Annotated in this window: 16 protein-coding genes; 5 read left to right on the forward strand and 11 right to left on the reverse strand. The window is 45.1% G+C overall.

From position 1 onward, the window contains the following. Window positions 1-9 precede the first annotated feature (9 nt). Both G9X63_RS07525 and gcvP read right to left on the reverse strand, forming a co-directional pair. Complete coding sequence (locus G9X63_RS07525; RefSeq protein WP_252622240.1) at window positions 10-2,415, reverse strand: 3-hydroxyacyl-CoA dehydrogenase/enoyl-CoA hydratase family protein; 2,406 nt, start codon at window positions 2,413-2,415, stop codon at window positions 10-12. A 130-nt stretch (window positions 2,416-2,545) separates the two neighbouring features. Continuing rightward, window positions 2,546-5,392 carry an aminomethyl-transferring glycine dehydrogenase gene (gcvP, locus tag G9X63_RS07530; RefSeq protein ID WP_252622242.1) on the reverse strand — a complete coding sequence of 949 codons (2,847 nt, stop codon included), beginning with the start codon at window positions 5,390-5,392 and terminating at the stop codon, window positions 2,546-2,548. 103 nt (window positions 5,393-5,495) lie between these two features. Here gcvP and G9X63_RS07535 point away from each other — a divergent pair, with 103 nt between their 5' ends. After that, entirely contained in the window at window positions 5,496-7,094 is a 1,599-nt protein-coding gene (locus tag G9X63_RS07535) for a M28 family peptidase (protein ID WP_130896006.1), read from the forward strand. Between the two features lie 112 nt (window positions 7,095-7,206). Here G9X63_RS07535 and G9X63_RS07540 read toward each other — a convergent pair whose 3' ends face one another. The 8 genes from G9X63_RS07540 to glmS all read right to left on the reverse strand — a co-directional run bounded on the left by G9X63_RS07540 (window position 7,207) and on the right by glmS (window position 15,484). Further along, window positions 7,207-9,357: a DUF4954 family protein gene (locus G9X63_RS07540; RefSeq protein WP_252622244.1), complete on the reverse strand. Its 2,151-nt coding sequence runs from the start codon at window positions 9,355-9,357 to the stop codon at window positions 7,207-7,209. After that, window positions 9,354-9,749: an SMU1112c/YaeR family gloxylase I-like metalloprotein gene (gene gloA2, locus G9X63_RS07545; protein WP_130896008.1), complete on the reverse strand. Its 396-nt coding sequence runs from the start codon at window positions 9,747-9,749 to the stop codon at window positions 9,354-9,356. Before gloA2 ends, G9X63_RS07540 begins: the two co-directional genes overlap by 4 nt. After that, entirely contained in the window at window positions 9,746-10,801 is a 1,056-nt protein-coding gene (locus tag G9X63_RS07550; RefSeq protein ID WP_252622246.1) for a glycoside hydrolase family 130 protein, read from the reverse strand. The genes gloA2 and G9X63_RS07550 overlap by 4 nt, the downstream gene beginning before the upstream one ends. A gap of 75 nt (window positions 10,802-10,876) precedes the next feature. Next, a complete protein-coding gene (locus tag G9X63_RS07555) occupies window positions 10,877-11,545 on the reverse strand; it encodes a LolA family protein (RefSeq protein WP_130896010.1) in 669 nt (222 codons plus the stop codon). Then, window positions 11,542-12,387 carry an ABC transporter permease gene (locus tag G9X63_RS07560; protein WP_201738097.1) on the reverse strand — a complete coding sequence of 282 codons (846 nt, stop codon included), beginning with the start codon at window positions 12,385-12,387 and terminating at the stop codon, window positions 11,542-11,544. Before G9X63_RS07560 ends, G9X63_RS07555 begins: the two co-directional genes overlap by 4 nt. Next, window positions 12,384-13,295 carry an ABC transporter ATP-binding protein gene (locus G9X63_RS07565; RefSeq protein ID WP_252622248.1) on the reverse strand — a complete coding sequence of 304 codons (912 nt, stop codon included), beginning with the start codon at window positions 13,293-13,295 and terminating at the stop codon, window positions 12,384-12,386. The genes G9X63_RS07560 and G9X63_RS07565 overlap by 4 nt, the downstream gene beginning before the upstream one ends. A gap of 32 nt (window positions 13,296-13,327) precedes the next feature. Continuing rightward, window positions 13,328-13,648 (reverse strand): MmcQ/YjbR family DNA-binding protein, encoded by a 321-nt coding sequence (locus tag G9X63_RS07570; protein ID WP_252622250.1) that lies wholly within the window; start codon window positions 13,646-13,648, stop codon window positions 13,328-13,330. After that, window positions 13,649-15,484 carry a glutamine--fructose-6-phosphate transaminase (isomerizing) gene (gene glmS, locus G9X63_RS07575; protein WP_252622252.1) on the reverse strand — a complete coding sequence of 612 codons (1,836 nt, stop codon included), beginning with the start codon at window positions 15,482-15,484 and terminating at the stop codon, window positions 13,649-13,651. Between the two features lie 239 nt (window positions 15,485-15,723). Here glmS and G9X63_RS07580 point away from each other — a divergent pair, with 239 nt between their 5' ends. Genes G9X63_RS07580 through G9X63_RS07595 form a run of 4 tightly spaced genes read left to right on the forward strand, consistent with a single transcriptional unit; the run spans window position 15,724 to window position 22,853 of the window. Continuing rightward, window positions 15,724-17,583 (forward strand): glycoside hydrolase family 13 protein, encoded by a 1,860-nt coding sequence (locus G9X63_RS07580; RefSeq protein ID WP_252622254.1) that lies wholly within the window; start codon window positions 15,724-15,726, stop codon window positions 17,581-17,583. Continuing rightward, window positions 17,580-20,333 carry an alpha-amylase family glycosyl hydrolase gene (locus G9X63_RS07585; protein WP_252622257.1) on the forward strand — a complete coding sequence of 918 codons (2,754 nt, stop codon included), beginning with the start codon at window positions 17,580-17,582 and terminating at the stop codon, window positions 20,331-20,333. The genes G9X63_RS07580 and G9X63_RS07585 overlap by 4 nt, the downstream gene beginning before the upstream one ends. A gap of 1 nt (window position 20,334) precedes the next feature. Next, window positions 20,335-21,969, forward strand: coding sequence for an amidase (locus tag G9X63_RS07590; RefSeq protein ID WP_252622259.1), 1,635 nt, complete (start codon window positions 20,335-20,337; stop codon window positions 21,967-21,969). Continuing rightward, complete coding sequence (locus G9X63_RS07595; protein ID WP_252622262.1) at window positions 21,969-22,853, forward strand: L,D-transpeptidase family protein; 885 nt, start codon at window positions 21,969-21,971, stop codon at window positions 22,851-22,853. The genes G9X63_RS07590 and G9X63_RS07595 overlap by 1 nt, the downstream gene beginning before the upstream one ends. Before the next feature lie 87 nt (window positions 22,854-22,940). On the opposite strand, the gene G9X63_RS07600 is transcribed toward G9X63_RS07595, so the two are convergent. Next, on the reverse strand, window positions 22,941-23,753 hold the full coding sequence (locus G9X63_RS07600) for an NAD(P)H-hydrate dehydratase (RefSeq protein WP_252622264.1): 813 nt from the start codon (window positions 23,751-23,753) through the stop codon (window positions 22,941-22,943). Between the last annotated feature and the right edge of the window lie 104 nt (window positions 23,754-23,857).

Genomic DNA, 23,857 nt, shown 5'->3' on the forward strand with positions numbered 1-23,857 from the left:
TCGTACGATTTAATTTCTGAGTGGTTTACCGCCACCTAATAAACTTTGGATTCTGTCCATGGTCTTTTTCTCGCCACATAGTGAAAGGAAAGCCTCTCTTTCTAGGTCGAGTAAATACGTTTCGCTCACGACTTGCGGAGCATCTAAATCGCCACCGCAGATCGCGTAGGCTAATTTATTCGCGATTAAGGCGTCGTGTTCTGAGATGTAACGTCCCATTAACATGCCTTGGATACCTGCTTTGAATAGGGCCAAACCTTGTTTTCCCTCCACCCAGACGTCGTTGCGTCTCGCTTTTTGGACATATCCTGCGTCTGCTAAGGCCAAAGCCTCTCTTTTCGCCTCCGATATCACTTGATTGCGATTCAACACGATGCGATCCTGAGCGCGTAAATAATTCATCTCTCTCGCCTCGTGCGCCGAAGTACTCACGCGCGCCGTTGCAATATTCATAAAGGCCTCTTGCAAACGGTTCAACTCCACATCGCCAGCGCGACGGGCATCGCCCATTCTTAAAGCCATCTCTTTCGTTCCACCACCCGCAGGAATCAAACCGACTCCCACTTCGACTAGACCCATATATAATTCCGCGTGAGCGACAATCTTGTCCGCGTGTAAGTTGATCTCGCAACCGCCACCCAGCGCTAACGTATGTGGTGCAACGACTACCGGAATACCCGAGTAGCGCACACGCATCATCGTTTCTTGGAACGTCGCGATCATATTATTAATGTCATCGAATTTCTGTTCCATCGCGAACATGAACAACATCCCTAGATTCGCACCTGCAGAGAATGCCTCGTTCGACTCGTTTCCGATCACTAAACCTTGGAAATCTTTTTCCGCCGTCGCGATTGCCTCTTGAATGCCTTCCAGGACCCCTTGGCCCATCGTGTTCATTTTCGAGTGGAATTCTAAGCCTAAAATGCCATCGCCTAAATCCACGATGTGCATATCGTCGTTCGACGAAACAGTCTTCGTAGGCTTTAAGATCTGCAAATTGATTTGCTTTTCAGCTCCTGCGATCGCTTGGTATTTCTTAGTTGCAATGTCGTAGAACAAACGCTTGCCGCTTTCTACTTTGTAGAATGAGGTGTGTCCTGCTGCGACCATCTCCGTTACCCAAGCTGCCGCTGCAAGACCCTCGGCTTTCATTAATTCGATTCCATTAACAACACCGATGGCATCCCAGGTTTCGAAGATTCCCATTTCCCAGCCAAAACCCGCGCAAATCGCTTGGTCAATTTTGACTAGATCATCTGCGATTTCTGGAATACGATTCGACGCATAACGGAAACCATCAAGGATGGTTTTGCGGTAGAATTCGCCGGCTAAATCTTTTCCCGCTAATAAAAGCGCGAAGCGATCTGCTAGGTTATCGATCGCTTTCGAGCGATCTAAGGTTTCGAAATTCACGCGTTCCGCAGCGCGGTATTCAAACGTATGTAGATCCAGGCTCAGGATGACCGTTTTGCCTTTTTCGTCTTTGGTTTTCTTATAAAATCCTTGACCTGTTTTATCGCCCAGCCATTTGTTTTCCATCAAACGCTGTAACATCACCGGCAGGTTGAAAATATCTTTGCTTTCGTCGTTTACTAAAGCGGCCTTCAAATTGTTCGCTACGTGAACCGTCGTATCTAAACCGACTACATCCGAAAGACGGAACGTACCAGATTTAGGACGACCTACGACTTTAGAAGTTAATTTATCAACTTGCTCTACTGTAAGTCCTAATTCCTCCACCACTTTCATCGTCTGCATCATCGAATAAACACCGATGCGGTTCGCGATAAAGGCAGGAGTGTCCTTGCAAAGAACGGCTGTTTTACCTAATTGAGTTTCGCCGTAGCCTAACAAGAATTCGATAATCGCTTTGTCCGTTTTAGGACCTGGAATCACTTCGAATAAACGTAGGTAGCGGGGAGGGTTGAAGAAGTGGGTTCCGCAGAAATGCTTTTGGAAATCATCACTTCTACCTTCTGACATCAAATGAATCGGAATACCCGATGTATTGGAAGTTACTAAGGTGCCCGGTGTGCGGTACTTCTCTACCTTTTCGTAGAGGGATTGTTTGATAGCTAGGTTTTCAACGACTACTTCCATGATCCAGTCCGCAGAACTGATTTCGGATAGGTTGTCATCGAAGTTGCCTAGCTTAATGTTATTTGCAAAGCCAGCTGCGTAGAGCGATGCGGGCTTTGCTTTTATAGTTTGTTGAAATGCTGCGTTGACGATTCGGTTGCGTACCGAAGGGTGTTCTAAACGAAGACCTTTGGCCTCTTCCTCTGGGCTCAAAGTCTGTGGTGCAATGTCCAATAAAAGGACCTGAACCCCAATATTTGCGAAATGACAGGCTATTCTAGAGCCCATAATTCCTGAGCCTAAAATGGCTACTTTTTTAATGGCACGATTCATATCTACGTTTTTAAATCTCGATGCGTAAATATAAATAAAAGGAATTATGTTATGCAAGCATACTAAATTTTATTTGCATTAAAAAAGGCGATCCCTAGGGATCGCCTTCCATGTAACGCGTAACGTAAAATTACATATAACTCTCCATCGGCTCGCAAGCGCAAACCAAGTTCCGATCTCCATAAGCGGAGTCGATACGAGAAACCGTAGGCCAAAACTTATTCGCCTTCACATATGCCAGCGGGAATACCGCTTTCTCGCGTGAGTAAGGACGATCCCAATCGCCTACTAAAACAGCCGATTGTGTATGAGGCGCGTGCTTTAACACGTTGTTTGCTTTGTCCGCTTTGCCTTCTTCGATCTCGCGAATCTCCGCACGAATGCTCAAAAGCGCATCACAGAAACGATCTAACTCGTCTTTGTTCTCAGACTCGGTTGGCTCAATCATTAATGTTCCAGCTACTGGGAATGAAAGGGTAGGAGCGTGGAATCCGTAATCCATTAAACGTTTCGCGATATCTTCTGCCTCTACGCCAGCGGATAATTTGAACGGACGGCAATCCACGATCATCTCGTGAGCGCAACGTCCTTGTGAACCGGTATATAGGATAGGGAATTCTTTTTCCAAACGAGCCTTGATGTAGTTCGCGTTCAAGATCGCCGTTTCTGTCGCAGTCGTCAATCCTTTGCCGCCCATCATCGCGATGTAAGCATAGGAGATGGCCAAAATACTAGCTGATCCTACTGGTGCCGCAGAAACCGCTCCCGAAGTTCCGTCATGTACGTGACCTGGTAAGAAAGGAACTAACTGTGGCGCTACGCCGATAGGTCCCATGCCTGGGCCACCACCTCCGTGAGGGATACAGAAAGTTTTGTGCAAGTTCAAGTGACAAACATCCGCTCCAATGCGCGCAGGGGAGGTTAAACCTACCTGTGCATTCATGTTCGCGCCGTCCATATAGACTTGACCGCCATTTTCGTGGATGATTTCACAAATCTCTTGGATGGTCTCCTCGAATACCCCATGGGTACTTGGGTAGGTCACCATTAAGCAAGAGAGGTTGTCTTTGTGTTCTAAAGCTTTGGCCTTCAAATCAGCCACGTCAATATTTCCGTTCGCATCGCAAGGGGAAACAATCACCTTCATGCCAGCCATAACAGCTGATGCCGGGTTCGTTCCGTGTGCAGATGACGGGATGATGGCAATGTTACGGTGGTGATCTCCGCGAGAGGCGTGGTAGGCACGGATGGTCATCAAACCAGCGTATTCACCTTGTGCTCCCGAGTTCGGTTGCATCGACATTTTCGCGAAACCAGTAATCTCACATAACCAATCATTTAATTCAGCGACCATTTGCTGGTAACCTTTCGTCTGAGAAGCCGGTGCGAAGGGGTGAATCTTGCCTAATTCTGGCCAAGTCACCGGAATCATTTCCGTCGTCGCATTCAATTTCATGGTACAAGAACCCAAGGAGATCATCGAATGAACCATCGATAAATCTTTTGATTCCAATGATTTCAAATAACGCAACATTCCGTGCTCGGAATGGTATTTATTAAAAACGCTGTGCGTTAAGAAAGTCGAGCTACGAGTTAACGCTGCTGGGATCGCCCAAGTAACGTTTTTCTCTGCTGTTTTCGCGCCTTTTAATGTCTCGAAGAACGAGATAATTTCGATTACGTCTGCTTCTTGCGTCGTCTCATCTAGAGAGATGCTTGTCGTAGTCGCCGTGTAACGTAAGTTGCGTTGTGCTTTTTCTGCCAAAACACGTAAGTCCGACGTCTGTGCTCCCGTCTGAATCGTCAGCGTATCGAAGTGGTTCGTATTTTCTAAGGTAAATCCAAGTTTGCGTAAGTTAACCGCTAGTAATTCAGTCAAGCCGTATACTTTTTCGGCGATTTTCTTCAAGCCTGTTGGGCCGTGGTAGATCGCGTAAGAAGCTGCCATGATGGAAAGCAATACTTGCGCCGTACAGATGTTAGAGGTTGCTTTTTCGCGGCGAATGTGTTGCTCACGCGTTTGAAGCGCCATACGTAAAGCACGATTCCCTTCTGCATCCACCGAAACACCGATGATACGTCCCGGAATATTACGCTTGTATTTTTCTTTCGTAGCGAAGAAACCGGCGTGCGGTCCTCCAAAGCCCATCGGTACCCCGAAGCGTTGGGAAACACCTACGACCGCATCTGCTCCCATTTCACCTGGAGGCGTTAATAAAGTCAAGGCTAATAAATCAGCTGCGACTACAACTTGTAAGCCGTTTTCCTTCGCTGCTGCGATTAGCGCGCTATAATCAAATACCTCACCGTTAGAAGCAGGGTATTGTAACATCATTCCGTAGAAACGCGCATCTGTTACGTCGAAAGTGCGGTGGTCACCCACCACGATTTCAATGCCGATAGGTTCAGCACGCGTTTTTAATAAGTCGATCGTTTGTGGAAGGCATAATTCAGACACGAAATAAGCCTCAGCTTGATTGCGTTCTGCTGGTCTTTGGCCATATAACATCGTCATGGCTTCCGCTGCCGCCGTTCCTTCATCTAAAAGGGACGCGTTCGCTAATTCCATGCCAGTTAAGTCGATGATCATGGTTTGGTAGTTCAATAACATTTCCAAACGACCTTGGGCGATCTCCGCTTGGTAAGGCGTGTAGGCCGTGTACCAAGAGGGGTTCTCTAAAATATTTCTCAAAATGACCGTAGGCACAATCGTATCAGAGTAACCTAAACCGATGTGTGATTTGAAGATCTGGTTTTGACCCATGACTTCTTTAAAGTCACGCAAGAACGCGAATTCAGATTTCGGTTCTGGCAGGCGAAGACCTTGGGCTAAGCGGATTTTTTCTGGTACAGTTTGTTGAATAAGTGTGTCTAGGCTATCCACACCGATTGTTTTTAACATGGCGGTTATATCAGCTGCTTCTGCATTGTTGTGACGTAACGAGAAGTCTTCCTGATAAGTGTAATTTGGGGTCATAAATTCTGAGAATTTGGATGATAAAATCGCCACAAATTTAATCTTTTTTTAGCGATTTATTTTTAGATTCTTAACTTCGCTTTCTTAAATTTTGTTTCAACAAATGAAAAAAACTAACATCTACGTTTTAGGGCTATTTTTAGCCGCTAAATTTATCCCGATGAGCGCCATCGCTCAGGGAGATCCAGTTCCTTACGCGTTGTCTATTCGCGCGGATGATCTGAAAAAACACTTGACTTTTATCGCCTCAGATAGCCTGAAAGGTCGTAATACGGGTTCGCCAGAGCAGAAAGTGGCGGCGAATTATATTGCAGACTCTTTTAAGAAATCAGGCATTGCGCCGGTGAATGGGTCTTATTTCCAAAAAGTGGACTTAGTCAACCGCGCTTGGACGAACGTTTTCATTTCTGCTAAAGGAAAGAAATACGAGTACCTAGGTGAAATGATGGCGAATGCACTTGCGCCTGTTGCAGCGAAATCAAAGTTTCCTTTAGTTTTTGCTGGTTTCGCGGTACAACAAGGAGGGTACACGGATTTTGACAAATTAAATGCTAAAGGTAAATACGTTTTAGCTTTCGAAGGGGAAGCAAAAGACGCATCGGGTAACTATGTATTGTCTGGTTCAAAAGATCCATCCGTTTTCGGGAAAGGTGACGGCTGGAAAGAAAAATTAAAGCGTGCACAAGCAGCTGGAGCGAAAGGTTTGATCTTGATCGCGGATCGCGATACGAAATCTTTTGGCAACCAAGTACGTCAACGTCAAGTGATGATGAAGCGTTTCGGGAATGAGCGCATGGCCTTCGCTGATGCGGCCTCTGCAGCAAACGAAGCGCCGGTCTTGTTAATCTCCTCTGAAGTGGCAGCTGAAATCTTAGGCACGACCGAAGCGGAATTATTAGCGTACAAGGCATCGTTAGCCACGGCAAAAAAATCTGTTGCCTCTAAATTCAAAGCAGCTCCTATCGAAGTGACGATCGAAAGAACGGAGAAGCCAGTGGATACCTACAATGTCGTAGGTTATTTAGAAGGAACAGATAAGAAAGAAGAATTGGTTGTTTTAACAGCACACTACGATCACATCGGTGTTTCTGCCGATGGCCAAATCAACAACGGCGCAAACGACGATGGTTCTGGTACCGTAACGGTGATGGAATTAGCGGAGGCTTTTGGTAAAGCAGCGGCAGAAGGAAAACGTCCACGTCGTAGTATCTTATTTATGACGGTGACGGGTGAGGAAAAAGGTCTTTTGGGTTCTGAGTGGTACGCAAATCACCCTTTATTCCCGTTAAAGAACACGGTTGTAGATTTAAACACGGATATGACTGGTCGTTATGATGACGAGCACAAAGGCAAGCCGGATTATATCTATGAGATCGGATCAGATAAATTGTCGTCTCAATTACGTGAGGTGTTAGTGGAGCAAAACAAGAAACACGTAGGTTTGGAATTAGACTACCGGTATAATGACGCGAACGACCCGAACCGTTTCTACTACCGTTCAGATCACTACAACTTCGCTAAACATGGTATTCCAGTGGCATTCTTCTTTAACGGAGTTCACGACGATTACCACATGCCAGGTGATGAGGTAGACAAAATCGAATTTGACCAAATCCAAAAAGTAGGCCGTTTAGTGTTCTACATGGCTTGGGAAATTGCGAATAGAGAGCAGAGGTTGGTGGTAGACTCTAACAAGCCATAAGTTTAGAGTAGAGAGAGGAGATTATAGAGTATAGATTTTGACCTTTATATTTCTAAATTATTAAAAAAGGGGCCTTGGCCCCTTTTTTAATTCCACATCTCAGCTCTCTTCTCTATACTCTCTTATCTAATTTTTTAAGCTTCTCTCTAAACACCACCTGCTTCGCCTTTGCCTCCTGAATAAACTCATTCTCCTTCACATCACCGATCACCGCATCGAGTTCTGCTGCGTTTCCGAACATGGCTAAGCGGAACGGATCCTCATAGTCTTTTGAACGAGAACGTTCGATGCCTGCCGTTAAGAAATCAGCGGTGGCGATGGCGCGATCAATCCAGGCTGGAATATTTTCGAACGCATTGGGGTTGATCTGTAATAAGCCGTTTAAGGCGTTTTCGAATTTCTGCTCTGGGTACAGCGCCGCTTGTTTTTCGTAGAATTCGTGTACCTGTTTCCAGCGAGTGATTTGGCCTGATTTAATATCCTCTTTCATCTCGTTGATGACGCCGGATGGAATCAATTGTCCACCTAGATTTTCCCAAACTTGAATGGCTGTAGCATTTTTTAAGGTCGCTTGTAAAAGCGCCGATGGAGAAGCGGTGGGGTGGCGCTCGGAAGTGGCTAACCATTCTTTGGCCGCATGATAATATAACAAATCATGGAAGATCTGGTAGGCTTTATGAGCCTTAGCGATGCGCGTTCTGCGTTTCGTGTTCTCGATGCCTGTCGCGTAAACGGCTAACGGATTCGAAGCGTTGGCTGGGTCATTTAACCAAGCTTTGCCATCTCCGCCGCCAAGTGATTCAGACACCCATTTTTCTAATAAGTTGATCCCTTGCAAGATTTCCGAGACTGTGTCTGGCGCTAAGAAATCAAACTCGAGTAACATGTCTTTGTCGGTTCTTTGATCTCTAGCTGCGAATTTCCAGGCATTGCGGGCTAGAGCATACATATTGTACTGGAACCAATAGCCTGCGATGATTAATAATCCGCCCTCGGAATCATCGTTCCCGATTAAGGAGAAGGGTAGTGGATTGTGGATTTCACCTGGGTAATTTCCTTTCGAAATGAGGTTAAAGGAGGCGAACTTCGAGTTGTGTTTTAGGGCCACGGATAAGCCAGGCCAAAATCCACGTCCGGCCTGCAATTCTCCATCCGCACCGCGCGAATTGTGGTTGGAACCGAGAGTCGCGCCGGCTGCCATATTGCTCTGGCCTTTAACGATTGCTGCACACAAAAACGAGTTGTTGTGGTGTTGTTCGTGGGCCGGGAATATGAGGGCATTTAAAACTTCACAACAAGAAATAGTCGAGTTACTTCCTAAAAAGGAGTTGATCAAACGCGCGCCGTATTTCAGTTGCGAGTGGGCTGCTAAAATAAAACGAACTGCTTTTACGCCGTAGAAAATGCGGCAACCTTCGTGGATGATACCGTTCACGATTTCGCAGCCTTCGCCTATTTGGGTGGAGGCCTCGGCGTTCGAGATGATCGTTAAGTTCTTTAATTTATTCGCGCCTTTGATATAGGTATCGGTACCCATGTTGACGTCCTTGATGATGCCGGTGTTTTTGATGACGGTGCGGTCGCCGATTTGGCCATAGAATCCGCGTTTAGACGAGAATTCTTGGATGGTCATTTCTTTGTACTTCGCTTGTAATAAGGTGTCATCGCGGTCTTGGGTCCATAAAAAAGCATCGGCAGGTTTCATTCCCACGAATGGAATGACCTTGCGTCCGCCATTTTCGTTGCCTAATTCCATCCAAATTCGGATGCGCTCTTCTTCGCCTTTCTTTACGATACCATTACCAAATTTCGCCGTCGCCGTGGTAGCTAATTCGTTCACTTGGAGGATCATTACTTCGTTTCCGATTTGGTAATGAGACAATAAGTTCACGCGATCGATGGCTACGTTATCGCCAAAATCACACGAGATCAAGGTGCTGTTATAAAGACCCACCGGCATGCGCAGGTTTTTGAATTCTAAATAGCAACTTTCTAAAATACCGATACGGTTAATGCCAAAAAAGCGGCAATTCTTCACCAAGTACGGATTAAAACCCTCTTTCACCCACACGTCTTTCCAGTTCTCTGCCTCGTTCAAGTTCGCTTCTAGGATACTAATCTCACGCGGCGCTAGCGGACGGTAAGCCCCTAAGTTGATGTTGGAGTTGCGGTGGTCGAATTCGCTTTGGCCCTCTTCTAAGAAAGCGGGTGTTACGAAATCGAATCCTAGTTTTGAAAGTGGTTTTTTATCTATTCTATTCATAATTCATAAAATTCAAGGGGCAAATCATCCGGATCCGCGATAAAGGTAAATCGCTTCCCAGTGAACTCATCGATGCGAATGGGCTCCGATGTGATGCCTTTTTTGGTTAATTCCTGCACCGTCAAGTCCAGGTTATTTACTTGAAATGCCAAATGTCGCAAACCACAACTTTCCGGCCTCGAAGGTCGAGCGGGCGGGTTAGGGAAAGAGAACAATTCAATCACATAGTGATCGTTCAGCGCTAAATCCAATTTATACGAATCGCGTTCAGCCCGATACACTTCTCGGATCATTTCAAGTCCTAAATCCTGCGTATAAAAGGCCTTAGAACGCACATAATCCGAGCAGATGATGGCGATGTGGTGGACGCTATGTAATCCTAGTGAGCTCATTTTTTGATAGAAACAGCGATTTTAGAGTCTGCGGTTCCATAATAGAGGAACCATTTTCCTATAAAGGGTACTAAACCCTCCACGAAACATACTTCATTCACTTCGCCTACTTTTTCATAGGGCTGATTAGGCCAAATAAAGGGCTCATTTGTTCGCGCCAAAACTTTATATGGTTTCTGTTCGTCGAACAATACTTGGCCGGCGGCATACGTGAATTTGGGGAAGCGCGCTTCATTGTAATTCGCCGCATTCGAGCTGTTGTAGATTAATACAATTCCTTCTTTGCGAAGTAGGGCATAAGGCCCTGGCTCTACTAATCGGCTATCGAAATAGCCTGCCCGAGGTTTTAAAACAGATAAACGAACATTCGTTTCTGCATTTTCTAGGATGTCCCAATGACGTAAGTCTTTCGAAGTCGCTAGGAATAAATCAGTGTCGCCAAAATACATATAATAGAGCCCTCCGATCTTTTTGGCCACGATTCTCGAACCGTTTTGTTCTGAAACTAGGGCACCTGATTTCGACCAGGTATTCAAATATTTTTCTGAGGTAAAAAGGGGGCCTATTTTCTCCCAGGTTTGTAAATCTTTCGAAAAGGCACCGCAAAGACGGGCCACTTTGCCATCATAAGAGGTATACGTGAGAAAATAGCCGCCCTCTGAAGTTTCTACAATTCGAGGGTCTTCAATACCACCTGGCCATTCAAAGCCACGGAAGGCATCATTTGCCGGAAATAAAATGGGTTCAGGGCTTTTTTTGAAATGGATGCCATCTGCGCTGGTGGCTAAACCAATGCGGGAAGTTCCAAGTGAATCTTGTGCGCGATAAAGCAAATGAACGAGGCCATCGCGAACAAGGGCCGTGGGATTTAAGACGTTTTTGTTTTCCCAGCCTACTTTTTTCCCGGTGATGGGATCGAGGAAACGCGCTTCAAGGGAGGGGGAGAGAATCGGATTTTCAGCGTCAGCCTTTGTAAATCCGGTCAACTGCCAGTTTTGTGCGTTGCTTGTTAATGACAAACATAAAAGCACCCAACTTATGATTCCTTTCATTTTCGAGTCTATTTAGAAATCTAAATTACGAAAAAAGAACGAAAGCTACCGGTAATATAGTACAAGGAAGGAGTGTTAGTCCTTGAAGATTTTGTCTTCTATTCCTTGGTTAATGACGTAGTTCGTAAGAGACAGGCGAATTTGGCCGGTTTTGCGCGTATTTACCGGTGCGACCGCGGTGCGGTTGATATCGACTACGACGCCTTTCGGGATCTTGAATTTTTTTACGTCGACCGTGATATTCAATTCGGATGGAAGTCCGTAGGCTTTTTCAGCACCATATACATAAGTGGAAAGTACGGTTCCGTTGCTACGAGAGGTGATTTGAGATTTTAAAATCAAATCTAACGTAGGGTCGACCCAGATTTTCGCTAATACTATTTCACCTGAATCGTCTGTGGGCAATAAAGTAATTGACTCTGTTTTTACGCCATCAATAACCTCGAAACCGGTGAACAAGGCATTGTAAGCCGCTTTATTTCGCAATAAGGCAGTTAAGTCGGTGAAACCTTTTTTGGGCAAAATCGCAATTCCTTTTGTAATCATCCGAAATTTTTCCGGCTGTTTGAAATAAATCGTCGCCTTTGCCGGCATAATTCTGACCAGCGGAATATCGGATTTAATCAGAGACTCGACTTTGTAGTCACGCACCTTGTTCATGCGGGCTAACACCTGCATCACCGTCTTGTTCGCATCTTGTGCGAAGAGTGAAAAAGAAAGAAATAGTAAGATTACGCGCATCATGATTGAATATCTTTTCGGTGGAAAGTGTAAAGTGAAACGGAAATCAACACCACATTATGCGCCACTAAAACAGCAATGGATCTCCAAATCGCCGAAAGCGGCAGCGGGTCTTCGAAAAACGAACGCCAAGAAGCCATGTGAGTGGTGAATAGATACGGTTTGATGGGGTCAAAAACACGCACATCTAGGGTCCCGATAATGGTAAATAATAAGATAACAGACATCGTCGCCACGATAGGGCCTATGGAGTTATCCGTAAAACACGACAGACAAATGGACAAAGAACTCACCGTAAACAGCGCTAAAAATGCCACCGCAAATCCGCCCAAATACCGCCAATTCACATCCGCCTCCTGCAAAATCACTAATCCATCGGAATTCAGCACCATCATATCGCCCGTCCCAAACAGTAATTTCCCAACTACCACTGACATCACACCCATCCATAAAATGACGATTAAGGTATAAATGCCTCCGGCAATAAATTTGGATAACAGCAGTTGAACCCGAGAAATCGGTTTCGTGGCTAGCATACGAATGGTGCCCATGGCCGCCTCGCCAGAGACTAAATCGCCGGTTACTAAGGCGACTAGGAGGGGGATTTGGACTAATAACATTTGTAAAATAATGAAAGCGACCAAGTTTCCATTCAAGACGTTGCCTTCGAAAGTCAAAGTCTGCTCGAAGGAAGCGGTCACAAAAGAGATGATGGACATACCATCCGCTTTCAACGCAAATTGGATGACGGCCACTAAAACGGTGATAGCAGCTAGTCCTAAATAACTTCGGGGCTTCAGCGCAATCTTGATAATTTCGTTATAAATGCTGTTGAAAAGGATCATTGTGATACGATTTTAATGAAATAATCCTCCAGCGTGCGTTTCGCCTCTAGGCTGTATATTTCGATATTTTGTGCGACGAGAAGTTTCGTCAAATGGGGGATTTCTGATTTTTCGATGGGGAATTGGATAGAAGAGTCTCCTACGTTATCCCATAAAAGAGTAGGTTTCCAGGCTAATAACACATTTTTTGCAGCGGGCATAGGACTCGCTTCCAGGCGCAAAATGAGGTTTTCGCCGTTCATTAGATCACTCACATTGCCTTCCACGATCGATCGACCTTTATTGATGATGACCATTCGATTGCAAATCAGTTCGATTTCTGCCAAATTATGTGACGACAACAACACCGTTTTATTTTGCTCATTTTTCAGTCGCAAAATCAAGTTTCGAATATCGATAATCCCTTGAGGATCTAAGCCTGTGGTGGGTTCGTCTAAAATGATGAGGTCGGGATTGTGCAAGAGCGTTTGGGCGATGCCTAGACGTTGCTTCATCCCGTGAGAGAATCCTGCAAATTTATCTCGCTCGCGACCGCCTAAGCCTACGAAGTCTAACATTTTGTAGATTTCTTGCTTGCTAGAAGGTTTTCCGGAGATGCGGGAGAAGATTTCTAAATTCCGGTAAGCCGATAAATATTTATAAAAATCAGGTTTTTCGATAATGCTTCCAATACGTCCTAAAATGGATTCCCGGTGAGTCGTAATCGATTGCCCAAAAACTTCAACCGTCCCACTGTCTGGTTTGATTAGTGAATTCAGGCAGCGTATGCTTGTGCTTTTTCCGGCGCCATTCGGTCCTAGAAAGCCAAAAACATCGCCTTTGTAAACAGAAAAGCTAACGTCTGAGACGGCTTGGAACGATCCAAATTTTTTCGACAGGTGGCGGACCTCAATAATTTTTTCAGGCATACGTTTCTAACATCCAAAAACTGAAAAAGGTTTTATTTTTTAATTAATGAATGAGAGGTTCGGATGAATTCCAATACTTTATTCTGCGGTAAATAGCGATTTAAATACATCGTATTCCAGTGTTTCTTGTTCATGTGGTATCCCGGGAAGACAGAATCAGGGAATTCCTCTCTTTGGGCCAAAATATCCTCCGGAACCGCCTTGTAATTAATCGTCGGGGGCGAAGAAACTAGGTCTAACAATAAAAACATTTTCCCTTTCGTCTTAAAAACCAAGTGGTTAGGGCCAAAAGGTTGACATTCCTCTGAATCCGGAAGACTTAAGGCAAAATCGCGAAGATCTAAAATGTCCATTTACTCAACTGTCACACTTTTAGCGAGGTTCCTCGGCTTATCCACATCCAATCCTCTCAAGACCCCAATGTAGTAAGAAAGAATCTGTGTAGGAATCACCGAAACAAGTGGGGCTAATAATTCGTCTACTTCTGGAACCACCATCACGTGATCCGCCATTCCGCGAATTAAGGTGTCGCCTTCAGAAATTACCGCGATCACCATTCCCTTGCGGGCTTTGATCTCTTGAATGTTTGAAACGATTTTTTCGTAGTAGGCATCTTTTGTGGCGATGAATAATACGGGTAAGTTTTCATCCACTAAGGCGATAGGACCGTGCTTCATTTCTGCTGCAGGATAACCTTCCGCGTGGATGTAGGAAATCTCTTTTAATTTCAAGGCGCCTTCTAAAGCTACTGGGAAATTGTATCCACGACCTAGGAATAAGAAGTCACGTGCGTCAGCATAATGCTTTGCCACTTCTTTGATGGATTCGTGGGTTTCCAAAACCGCTTTTACCTTTTCTGGGATTAGGGCTAATTCTGCCAAATAGCGGTTGTATTCTGCTTCGGTAATGGTCTTCTTCTCGCGACCAATTTTGATGGCCATCATCGCTAACACCGTTAATTGTGCAGTGAAAGCTTTTGTACTCGCTACGCCAATTTCTGGACCAGCGTGAGTGTAAGCACCTGAGTGAGATAAACGGGCGATAGATGATCCTACTGCGTTTACCACCCCAAAAATAAAGGCGCCTGCTTCTTTCGCTTTTTCAATAGCCACTAGGGTATCGGCTGTTTCACCACTTTGGGAAATGGCAATTAACACATCGCCTTCGCCTACGACTGGATTTCTGTAACGGAATTCAGACGCATATTCTACCTCTACTGGAATGCGGCAAAGGGTTTCGATCATGTATTCCGCGACTAAACCGGCGTGCCAGCTCGTTCCGCAAGCCACGATGATAATGCGTTTTGCTTGTGAGAAAACGGACATGTGTTCTTCGACGCCCGCAAGCGTTAACGTTAGATTTTCCATGTCCAAACGGCCACGTAAACAATCTGTTAAGCTGCCCGGTTGGTCAAAAATTTCTTTCAACATGAAATGGTCGAAACCGCCCTTTTCGATTTGGGCTAATTCCATGTCTAACTGTTGTATATAGGGTGTAATAGTTTCGTTACCTAAGTTCTTTAGAATGATCTCATCCGGCGTAATGATGGCTAATTCGTAGTCGTTTACGTAAATAACTTTCTTCGTGTATTCGATAATCGGGGAAGCATCTGAGGCTAAGAAATGCTCGCCTTCGCCTACTCCGATAACTAAAGGAGAACCTTTTCGAGCTGCGATCAAGCGATTAGGGAAGCCTTCTTCCATCACGATGATCACGTAAGCGCCCACCACGCGTTTTAACGCGATACGCATGGCTTCTTCAAGGGAAGAATTGTTGTTGATTTGGATGTCTTCGATGAAGTTTACTAAAACCTCTGTATCTGTCTCACTCTTGAAAGTGTAGCCTTTTTGGATTAATTCTTGCTTTAGTGAAGCGTAGTTTTCGATGATACCGTTATGGACCAAAGTCAAACGACCACTGTTCGAGCTATGTGGATGCGCATTCGCATCAGACGGTTCGCCGTGGGTTGCCCAACGCGTGTGACCGATACCGACTGTCGCTTCTGAAATGATTTCTTCATCCCAAGCTTCTAGTTCTGCTACACGGCCTTTTTTCTTGAATGTGTTCACCATATCACCGAATAATGCAATACCTGAACTGTCATATCCACGGTATTCTAAGCGCTTTAAACCCTTTAAAATAACGGGAAATGCTGGCTGTTTTCCGATGTACGCTACGATTCCACACATAAAAGATAAAATTTATATTTGTATTATTTAAATAATCGACTCTGGGAGGCTTTGAGCCTAATTTACCGAGCAAATATCTCCAATTACGGGTATAATACCAAATAAATCGGGTATATTTTACTTATCGGTCAATCTTGTTTATAGGATTCTTCCGGGATGCTTCCGGAGAGTCACGTTTTTTGCCTATTTTCGTTCTACAGCTCACAAAGCTATTCAATCATTCACTACTTTATACATTTATGAAAAAAGTCCTTTTTCTAGGCCTCTTCTTTTGTGCCTCCTTTTCCCTTATTGCTCAAGATTTACGTGTCGAACCCCTGAACTGGTGGGTAGGGATGAAGAACCCGAATTTACAATTATTGATCAAAGGTAAAGACCTGGGCGGAGGCGTAGTAACGTCATCGAAGAAGGGGTTGAGCGTGAGAAAAGTAACGAACGCCGATAGTCCTAATTACCTATTTGTAGATTTGATCGTGGAGGCGGGAGCCCAAGCTGGAACGTATCCATTAGTGATTAAGAAGAATGGCACAGTGATCCATACGGTGAATTACTCACTGGAAGCTCGTGCGAATAATTCAGCGAATCGTCCATCGTATTCCACGAAAGATGTCATCTATTTAATCACGCCAGATCGTTTTGCGAATGGTAATCCAGCAAATGACAAAGTCGCTGGAATGCGAGATATGTCCTTGAACAGGGGCGCGTTGTATGATCGCCATGGTGGGGATTTACGCGGGATTTTAGACCATTTGGACTACATTAAAAATATGGGTTTTACCGCTATCTGGAATATGCCGGAGGTGGAAAATGACCAAACATTAGAAAGCTACCACGGTTACGGGATTACAGATCACTATAAGATTGATCGCCGTTTTGGGACGAATGAAGACTACCGTGAACTGGGGATGAAGACCCAGGCGAATGGGATGTATTTAATCAAAGATATTATTTTGAATCACTGTGGAAATGGCCATTGGTGGATGGAAGATATGCCATTCAAGGATTGGATTAATTTTGGTGGGAAATTCACCTCCACTACGCACCGCCGAGAGACTGTTCAAGATCCACACGTGTCGAAATACGATGCGAAATTACAGACAGAAGGCTGGTTCGTACCAGCGATGCCGGATTTGAACCAAAAGAATCCGTTTATGCAGCAGTACATTATTCAAAATACCATTTGGTGGATTGAGTACGCACATTTAGGTGGTCTACGCATCGATACCTATCCGTATTCAACGAAGGAATTCGCGACGATGTGGTCTGATGCCGTAATAAATGAGTACCCGAATTTAAATATGGTAGGAGAGGAATGGTCTTCTAATCCAATCATTACTTCGTATTGGCAGCGCGGAAAAGTGAACCGCGATGGCTATAAGTCCTCTTTACCTGCATTAATGGACTTCCCATTACAAAATGCGATTTCGGAGGCGATGAATGAAAACGATAAGGAATGGGGCAAAGGTTTGAATAAAATTTACAGCGTCATTTCGAATGATTTGGTGTACGCGGATCCGGATAATTTGGTCGTTTTTGGAGATAACCATGACATGTCGCGTATCTACACGCAGGTGAAGCATGATCAGGCTTTGTTGAAGATGGCAATGACCTACATTTTTACGACTCGTGGAATTCCGCAGGTATTCTATGGTACGGAAATTTTGATGTCAAATCCGAAATCATCTGAACATGGTGAGATTCGCGGGGACTTCCCCGGTGGCTGGGCTGGCGATGCGAAAAACGCGTTTACAGGTGCGAATATGACAGCAGATGAGAAGGCGATGCAAGCGTTCTTCCAGAAAATTTTAACGTGGAGAAAAGGTGCTGAGGCGATTCATAAGGGCAAATTGTTGCATTTTGGTCCAGAAAATTCAGGCGAAGGAAACGGTGTTTATGTGTATTTCAGATATACAGATAAGGCCAAAGTAATGGTGGTTCTAAACAAGAATGCGGAGGCTCGTGCGATCGACTTAAGCCATTACGAAGAAGTTTTACCGGCAGGATCGAAAGCGCATAATGTGATGGAATCGACGGATGTCGTTTTTGGAAAAACACTCAGCGTTCCAGGTAAATCAGCTCAAATTTTTGAAATCCGATGAGAATTTTATTCTTCCTTTTATTCGGTTTTTCTGCCTTTGCGCAAGTAACGACAGAAGAGATTTTTCCCTCGGGAGATAAAGAGATTACCTTAATTTTTGATTTGAAGCTCGCGAAAGATTCGCGGGCTTCTGGTCTTTTAGGGAAAACGAGTGACGTGTTTTTATGGTCCGGAGCCGGCGATGCGGATCCCGGAGATGCGTTTAAATACCAGCCCGTTGGCCAAACCAACTTCAGCGCTCCCTTCGACAAAGGAAAGATGACTTCCTTAGGCAATGACAAATGGTCTATCAAACTAAACCCGCGCACCTATTTCAATGTACCCGCTGGAAATCCCATCGTTAAGCTAGGCTTGTTATTAAAAAGTGGTGATGGAAAAGCGCAGACAGAGGATTTTGTTCTCAAACTGTACGCAGGTTCTTATGCCTTGAAATGGCTTTCTCCTGCGGAGTCTTTTACCTTAGCGGAGGCGGGATCTTCAGTGAATGTCCGCGCGAAATTTTCCGCGACTTCATCGATTAGTTTGAAATCGGCTGGGACTGTTTTAGCTTCCACCGCTTCGTCGGACTCTCTTACGTATGCGTATTCTTTGGGTACCGAAAAAGGCAAGTTGCATACGCTAATTTTAGAGGGAACTTCGGGATCTTCGAGTTTAAAAGATTCAGTTAGAATCCTTACAAAACCCGCGGTAGTAACGGAAGCTTTGCCTGCTGGAATGAAAGATGGAGTGAATTATGTAGGGAATAAGGTGGTATTGTGCTTCTATGCGCCTTCGACCTCGTTCGTTTATGCGATTGGGGAATTTTCGAATTGGTCGGCCTTGCCTGCTTATTTGATGAAAAGAACCGCAGACGGCTTGCGCTATTGGATTGATTTAGGGGTGCAAGAGGCGGGGAAAGAGGTGGCCTATCAGTTTTGGGTGGATGGAAAATTAGCCGTGGCGGATCCGTTGACGGAGAAGATTTTGGATCCAAACAATGACACCTACATTTCAGCTACCACCTATCCCTCGCTGAAAACCTATCCTGTAGGCGCAAAAGGAATTGTCTCGGTTTTTGAATCAGGGGCGACGCCTTACGTTTGGAAGACGACTTCGTTTACGCGTCCAGCGTCTTCGAACTTACAGGTGTATGAGCTGTTAGTGCGTGATTTTGTGGCGGATCGACGCTATAAAACCGTGGCGGATTCGCTAGGTTATTTGAAGAAATTAGGGATTAATGCGCTGGAATTAATGCCGGTGGCGGAGTTCTCTGGGAACGATTCTTGGGGCTATAATCCAATCTTTTATACGGCGCCCGACAAGGCTTATGGGACGAAGAACGACTTGAAATATTTAATCGATAAATGCCACGAAAATGGGATTGCGGTCATTATGGACATCGTGTTGAACCAGGCGGATTACGAGAATCCCTATGTGAAAATGTATTGGGATGGGGCGAAGCCTACCGCGACGAGTCCGTTTTTTAATCCCTCCGCGACGCACCCGTACAGTGTGTTCTTTGACTTTAATCACGAGAGCACCCATACACAATGGCTGGTGGATGTAGTGACGAAGTTTTGGCTAGAAGAATATAAAATCGATGGTTATCGTTTCGATTTGTCCAAAGGCTTTACCCAAACTCCCTCCGGTTCAAATGTCGATCTGTGGGGGCAATACGACGCGTCCCGCGTGAAGATTTGGAAAAGAATTTATGATAAAATTCGATCTTATGATGCTTCCGCTTATGTGGTTCTAGAGCATTTCGCGGCAAACAATGAGGAGAATGAATTAGGTAATTACGGAATGCTTTTGTGGGGGAATAGCAAATTTGATATGGCTCGTGTGGCACAGGGTTACACCCAAGATTTGAGTAACGCCTCGTATAAAATGCGTGGTTTTACTAACCCGAGTGTGATGAATTACATTGAGTCCCACGATGAAGAACGCCTGATGGTCGAAGTGACGAATGGAGGCAAAAAAGTCTTCACGGCACAAGAAAAACTGGAGCGTATGAAGATGGCTGCGGCCACTTTTTTTACGATTCCGGGACCTAAAATGATCTGGCAATTTGGCGAATTAGGCTACGATGTTTCGATTAATGAGAATGGTAGAACAGGTACTAAACCATTAAAATGGACTTATGTACAGGATTCTGAACGCGCTAAATTGTTGAAAGTGTACCAACAATTAGGGGCATTGAAAACGACTAAACCTATTTTTACGACGACCGATTTCACGGTGGGTTCTCTATCTGCGGTGAAGCGGAATCTGTTGACGAAAGGCTCGGACTACTTGTTAGTTTTAGCTAATCCGGATGTTAATTCTCAAGTTGTTTCTGCGAGTTTTCCTAAAACCGGTGTTTGGTACGATTATTTTAGTGGCAAGTCCTTTGAGGTGAAAGAGGCGGAAGCGAAGATGAATTTATTGCCAGGGGAATTCCATTTGCTGACGAATGTGGCGTGGAATACAACGAATTTAGGCCTAGTGCCTTGGTCGATCCCTGATTTTAATATTATGGGGGTGGAGTCAGCATCGATAAACGTAAAAGTATATCCGAATCCTTCGCACGATGTAGTTCAAGTAGATTGGGAAGCTGAAATGACTTCCGAAACACAATTGCGTGTGGTGGATGCTGTAGGTCGCGAAGTACTACAGAAAACCTTGCCTCAAACGAAGGGCTCTAATTCCACGACTTTATCTACCCAAAACATCCCTAAAGGACTTTATTATATTCAAATTGACCATTCCAAAGCTAAACTTCTGAAACAGTAATATGAAAAAAATCGCCTTCTTACTGCTATTCGCCAGCCCACTATTTGCTCAAACGAAATCGGATCTTTCTGGGGCGGCAAACTTGTTTGACATTCAATTCACCACTCAAGAATTAGATACCTTGTATTCAGATGTCGTCGATAATCTGGCGAATTACAAGGCGATGCACAGTCTTTCGTTGAACAATAATGTGCCGTTGAGTCTTTGGCAAAATCCGAAACTACCGGGAATGAAATTTGACCAGACCCAGCGTCCGGTGGTTTGGCCGTCTGTGAAAGCGACGCTACCTGCGAGAAAATCTGATTTAGCTTTCTACTCCATCGATCAGCTCGCTCATTTGATTAAGACGAAACAAATAAGCTCAGTTGAATTAACGCAATTTTTCATCGAGCGGATTAAGACGCACGGTCCTACCTTGCAATGCGTGATTAGTATCCAAGAGGATTTAGCTTTAGCCCAAGCGCGTCAGGCGGACAAAGAAATTGCGGCGGGTAAATACCGTGGTATGCTGCACGGAATCCCTTATGGTTTGAAGGATTTGTTTGCGGTGAAAGGCACGAAGACGACTTGGGGCGCGGCTCCGTACAAGGATCAGGTGATCGATGAGGATGCGTATGTATATGCCAAATTGAAAGAGTCAGGTGCGGTTTTAGTCGCTAAATTCACGTTAGGCGCCTTGGCGATGGGGGATTATTGGTACGGCGGAAGAACGAAAAATCCGTGGAATCTAAATTATGGATCTTCTGGCTCCTCCGCGGGATCTGCTTCTGCGACAGTAGCTGGTTTAGTTCCTTTTGCAATTGGGACAGAAACCTGGGGAAGTATCGTTTCACCCGCCACTACCTGTGGTGCGACGGGTTTGCGTCCTACCTTTGGGAGTATTTCTCGTTCGGGAGCGATGGCCTTGAGTTATTCCTTGGACAAAGTAGGTCCTATTTGTCGTTCTGCAAACGATGCGGCAATCGTGTTTCATTACTTGCATGGGACGGATGGGAAGGATTTGGCAGCCGTAAATATGCCCTTTAATTACCAGGCAAATCGCCCCATGAAAGGAATGAAGATTGCCTATGCCAAAAACTATTTTGACAAAATCAAAGACACCACTCGCAGCGAATGGAAGGTGTTAGCGGACCTGAAAAAGCAAGGTGTGCAATTGATTCCGGTAGAATTCCCAGACGAAAAAGCCTATCCCTTTAACATCATGGACGTCGTGATCGGGGCAGAATGCGCCGCGCAATTCGACGAGATGACGCGTAAAAACATCGACGATCAACTCACCCGCCAAACCAAATACGACTGGCCCAATCAATTCAGAACCGCTCGTTTTGTACCCGCAGTAGAATACATTAACGCACAGCGCCACCGCTATTTATTGATGCAAAAAGTAAACGAAGTCGTTTCCCAATACGATGCGATTATTTGTCCATCGCGCGGAGGCGGAAATCAATCCGCGATTACGAATTTAACAGGTCACCCTGTGGTCTGTGTGCCCACAGGTCTTGATGCAAAAAGTGGATTGCCTACCGGAATTTCTTTCGTAGGAAAACTCTACGACGAAGGTACCTTGTTGCGTATCGCGCAATTTTACCAGGATCACACGGCCCACGAAGAAGTTCATCCTAAGCCCTTTTTATAGTGAGATATCTTTTCCTACTGCTGTCTTTTACCGCTTTCGCGCAGGAGCCCGATTTCCATTACAAAGGGATTTCTTTGACGCTTGATTCTGTCGAGGCTGGATGGGAAGTGCGCAAAGTGCAAGCACAATTAGCGGTGGAAAAGGATCCAATCAAACGCGCCGTACTTCAAAAATCTGCTAGCAATTATGCCTGGTTAGATGCCTTACGCAAGGGCCGAAAGGTGATTTTAGTGAACATTCCTTCCGCTAGGATGCGCGTTTTTTCTGGAGCAGAGGAAGTCCTGAAAATGAAGGTAATCGTGGGCAAAAAGGAGAATCAGACGCGCACTTTACTGAGCAAGGTGGATCAACTGACGATCAATCCTTATTGGTTCATTACCCGTCGGATGGCCACACTTGAATTATTGCCCAAAATTCAGAAAAACCACCAATTCTTAGAGGACAATCAAATCCGGGTGCTAGATGCAAAATACCGTCTGGTGGACGCGCACTCCATCGATTGGTCGAGTCTGCATAAAAATAATTTCCCCTATATTTTACGCCAAAACAGCGGGGAAAACAACGCCCTCGGAGCCTTAAAATTTCATTTCAACAATCCCTTCAGCCTCTATTTACACGATACAGATTCGAAGAAATTATTTGCTGTACCAGAACGCTTCTTCAGCCACGGCTGCATTCGTTTAGAAAAACCTAAGGAACTCGCCTTGTTGCTATTAGGAGAAAATCGCATCGCCCTTGATACCGTAAAGTTTAACCACCACATCAAGAATCCGAAACCTTTGGCTTTAAAAGCAAAGGAAGAATATATCTTGGTGATTTGGTATTCGTTGCTGGATTTTGATGAGAAAGGGGAGGTGGTGTACTTCAAAGATGTGTACAAGTAGTCGTTCGCCGGAGGCGAAGTCGTCCTGCGGACTTAGTCACGACTGCGTCGTTTGGTCGTTCGCCGGAGGCGAAGTCGTCCTACGGACTTAGTCAAGAAGTCGGGTTTTGCCTAAATTCGCGATAATATCCGAGGCTACTAAACTCGATTTCGACTGTGTTTCGACGGCTATATCCGCTGCCAAACCATGTACATATACCGCTAAGCACGCTGCATCCGCATTTGCATACCCCTGCGCACAAAGTGCTGCCGTAATTCCCGTCAAAACATCACCTGAACCCGCCGTCGCCATTCCATCATTCCCTGTCGTATTCACAAACTGTTGACCCGATGGTAAGGAAACCAAGGTAGGAGAAGATTTTAAAATCAAATTAGTCGAATGTGCGTGCGAAAAGGCAAAACTCTGCTGCTCACTGTTGCCGGAGAATTTTTGGATCCGGGCAAACTCTCCAATGTGGGGAGTCAAAATATGTCGCTCATTCAATAAATGCAATAAGTCAGGATTCAAGCCCAGAATACTTAATGCATCCGCATCGATCACTAATGGGCCTAGATAGGTCTCTAGTAAATAACGCACATTGTCCACCGCCTCATCCGAAAAACCAATTCCAGGTCCAATCGCAATCGCATCAAAACTGCTGAGGTCTAATTCACGTAGAGAACCCGTGCTATACATAATTTCTGGATTTCCTGCGAGCAAAGCGGCAATGCCTTCCGAAGGAATCATCGCCGTAACTAAACCACATCCTGCGTGCAAAGCCGCACGCGCGCAAAGAATACCTGACCCTACTTTCCCTGGACTACCCGCAATGACGAGCACATGCCCAAACGTTTTCTTGTGTCCTTTCGTTAAACGGTGTTTTGTGTGGGCGGCTACCCAGTTAGCGTCGATTTGATTCATTTGATAGGTTGGCTACGTCTTTGTAAGTCCAAATGAAAGTAAAAATAATGGGAAAGCGATGGCTTTAGTAGAAACGCGTAGTGAATAATTTTAACAAATAAATC

The sequence above is a fragment of the Aquirufa antheringensis genome, from assembly GCF_023921165.1.
In the GTDB taxonomy this organism is placed as follows: domain Bacteria; phylum Bacteroidota; class Bacteroidia; order Cytophagales; family Spirosomataceae; genus Aquirufa; species Aquirufa antheringensis.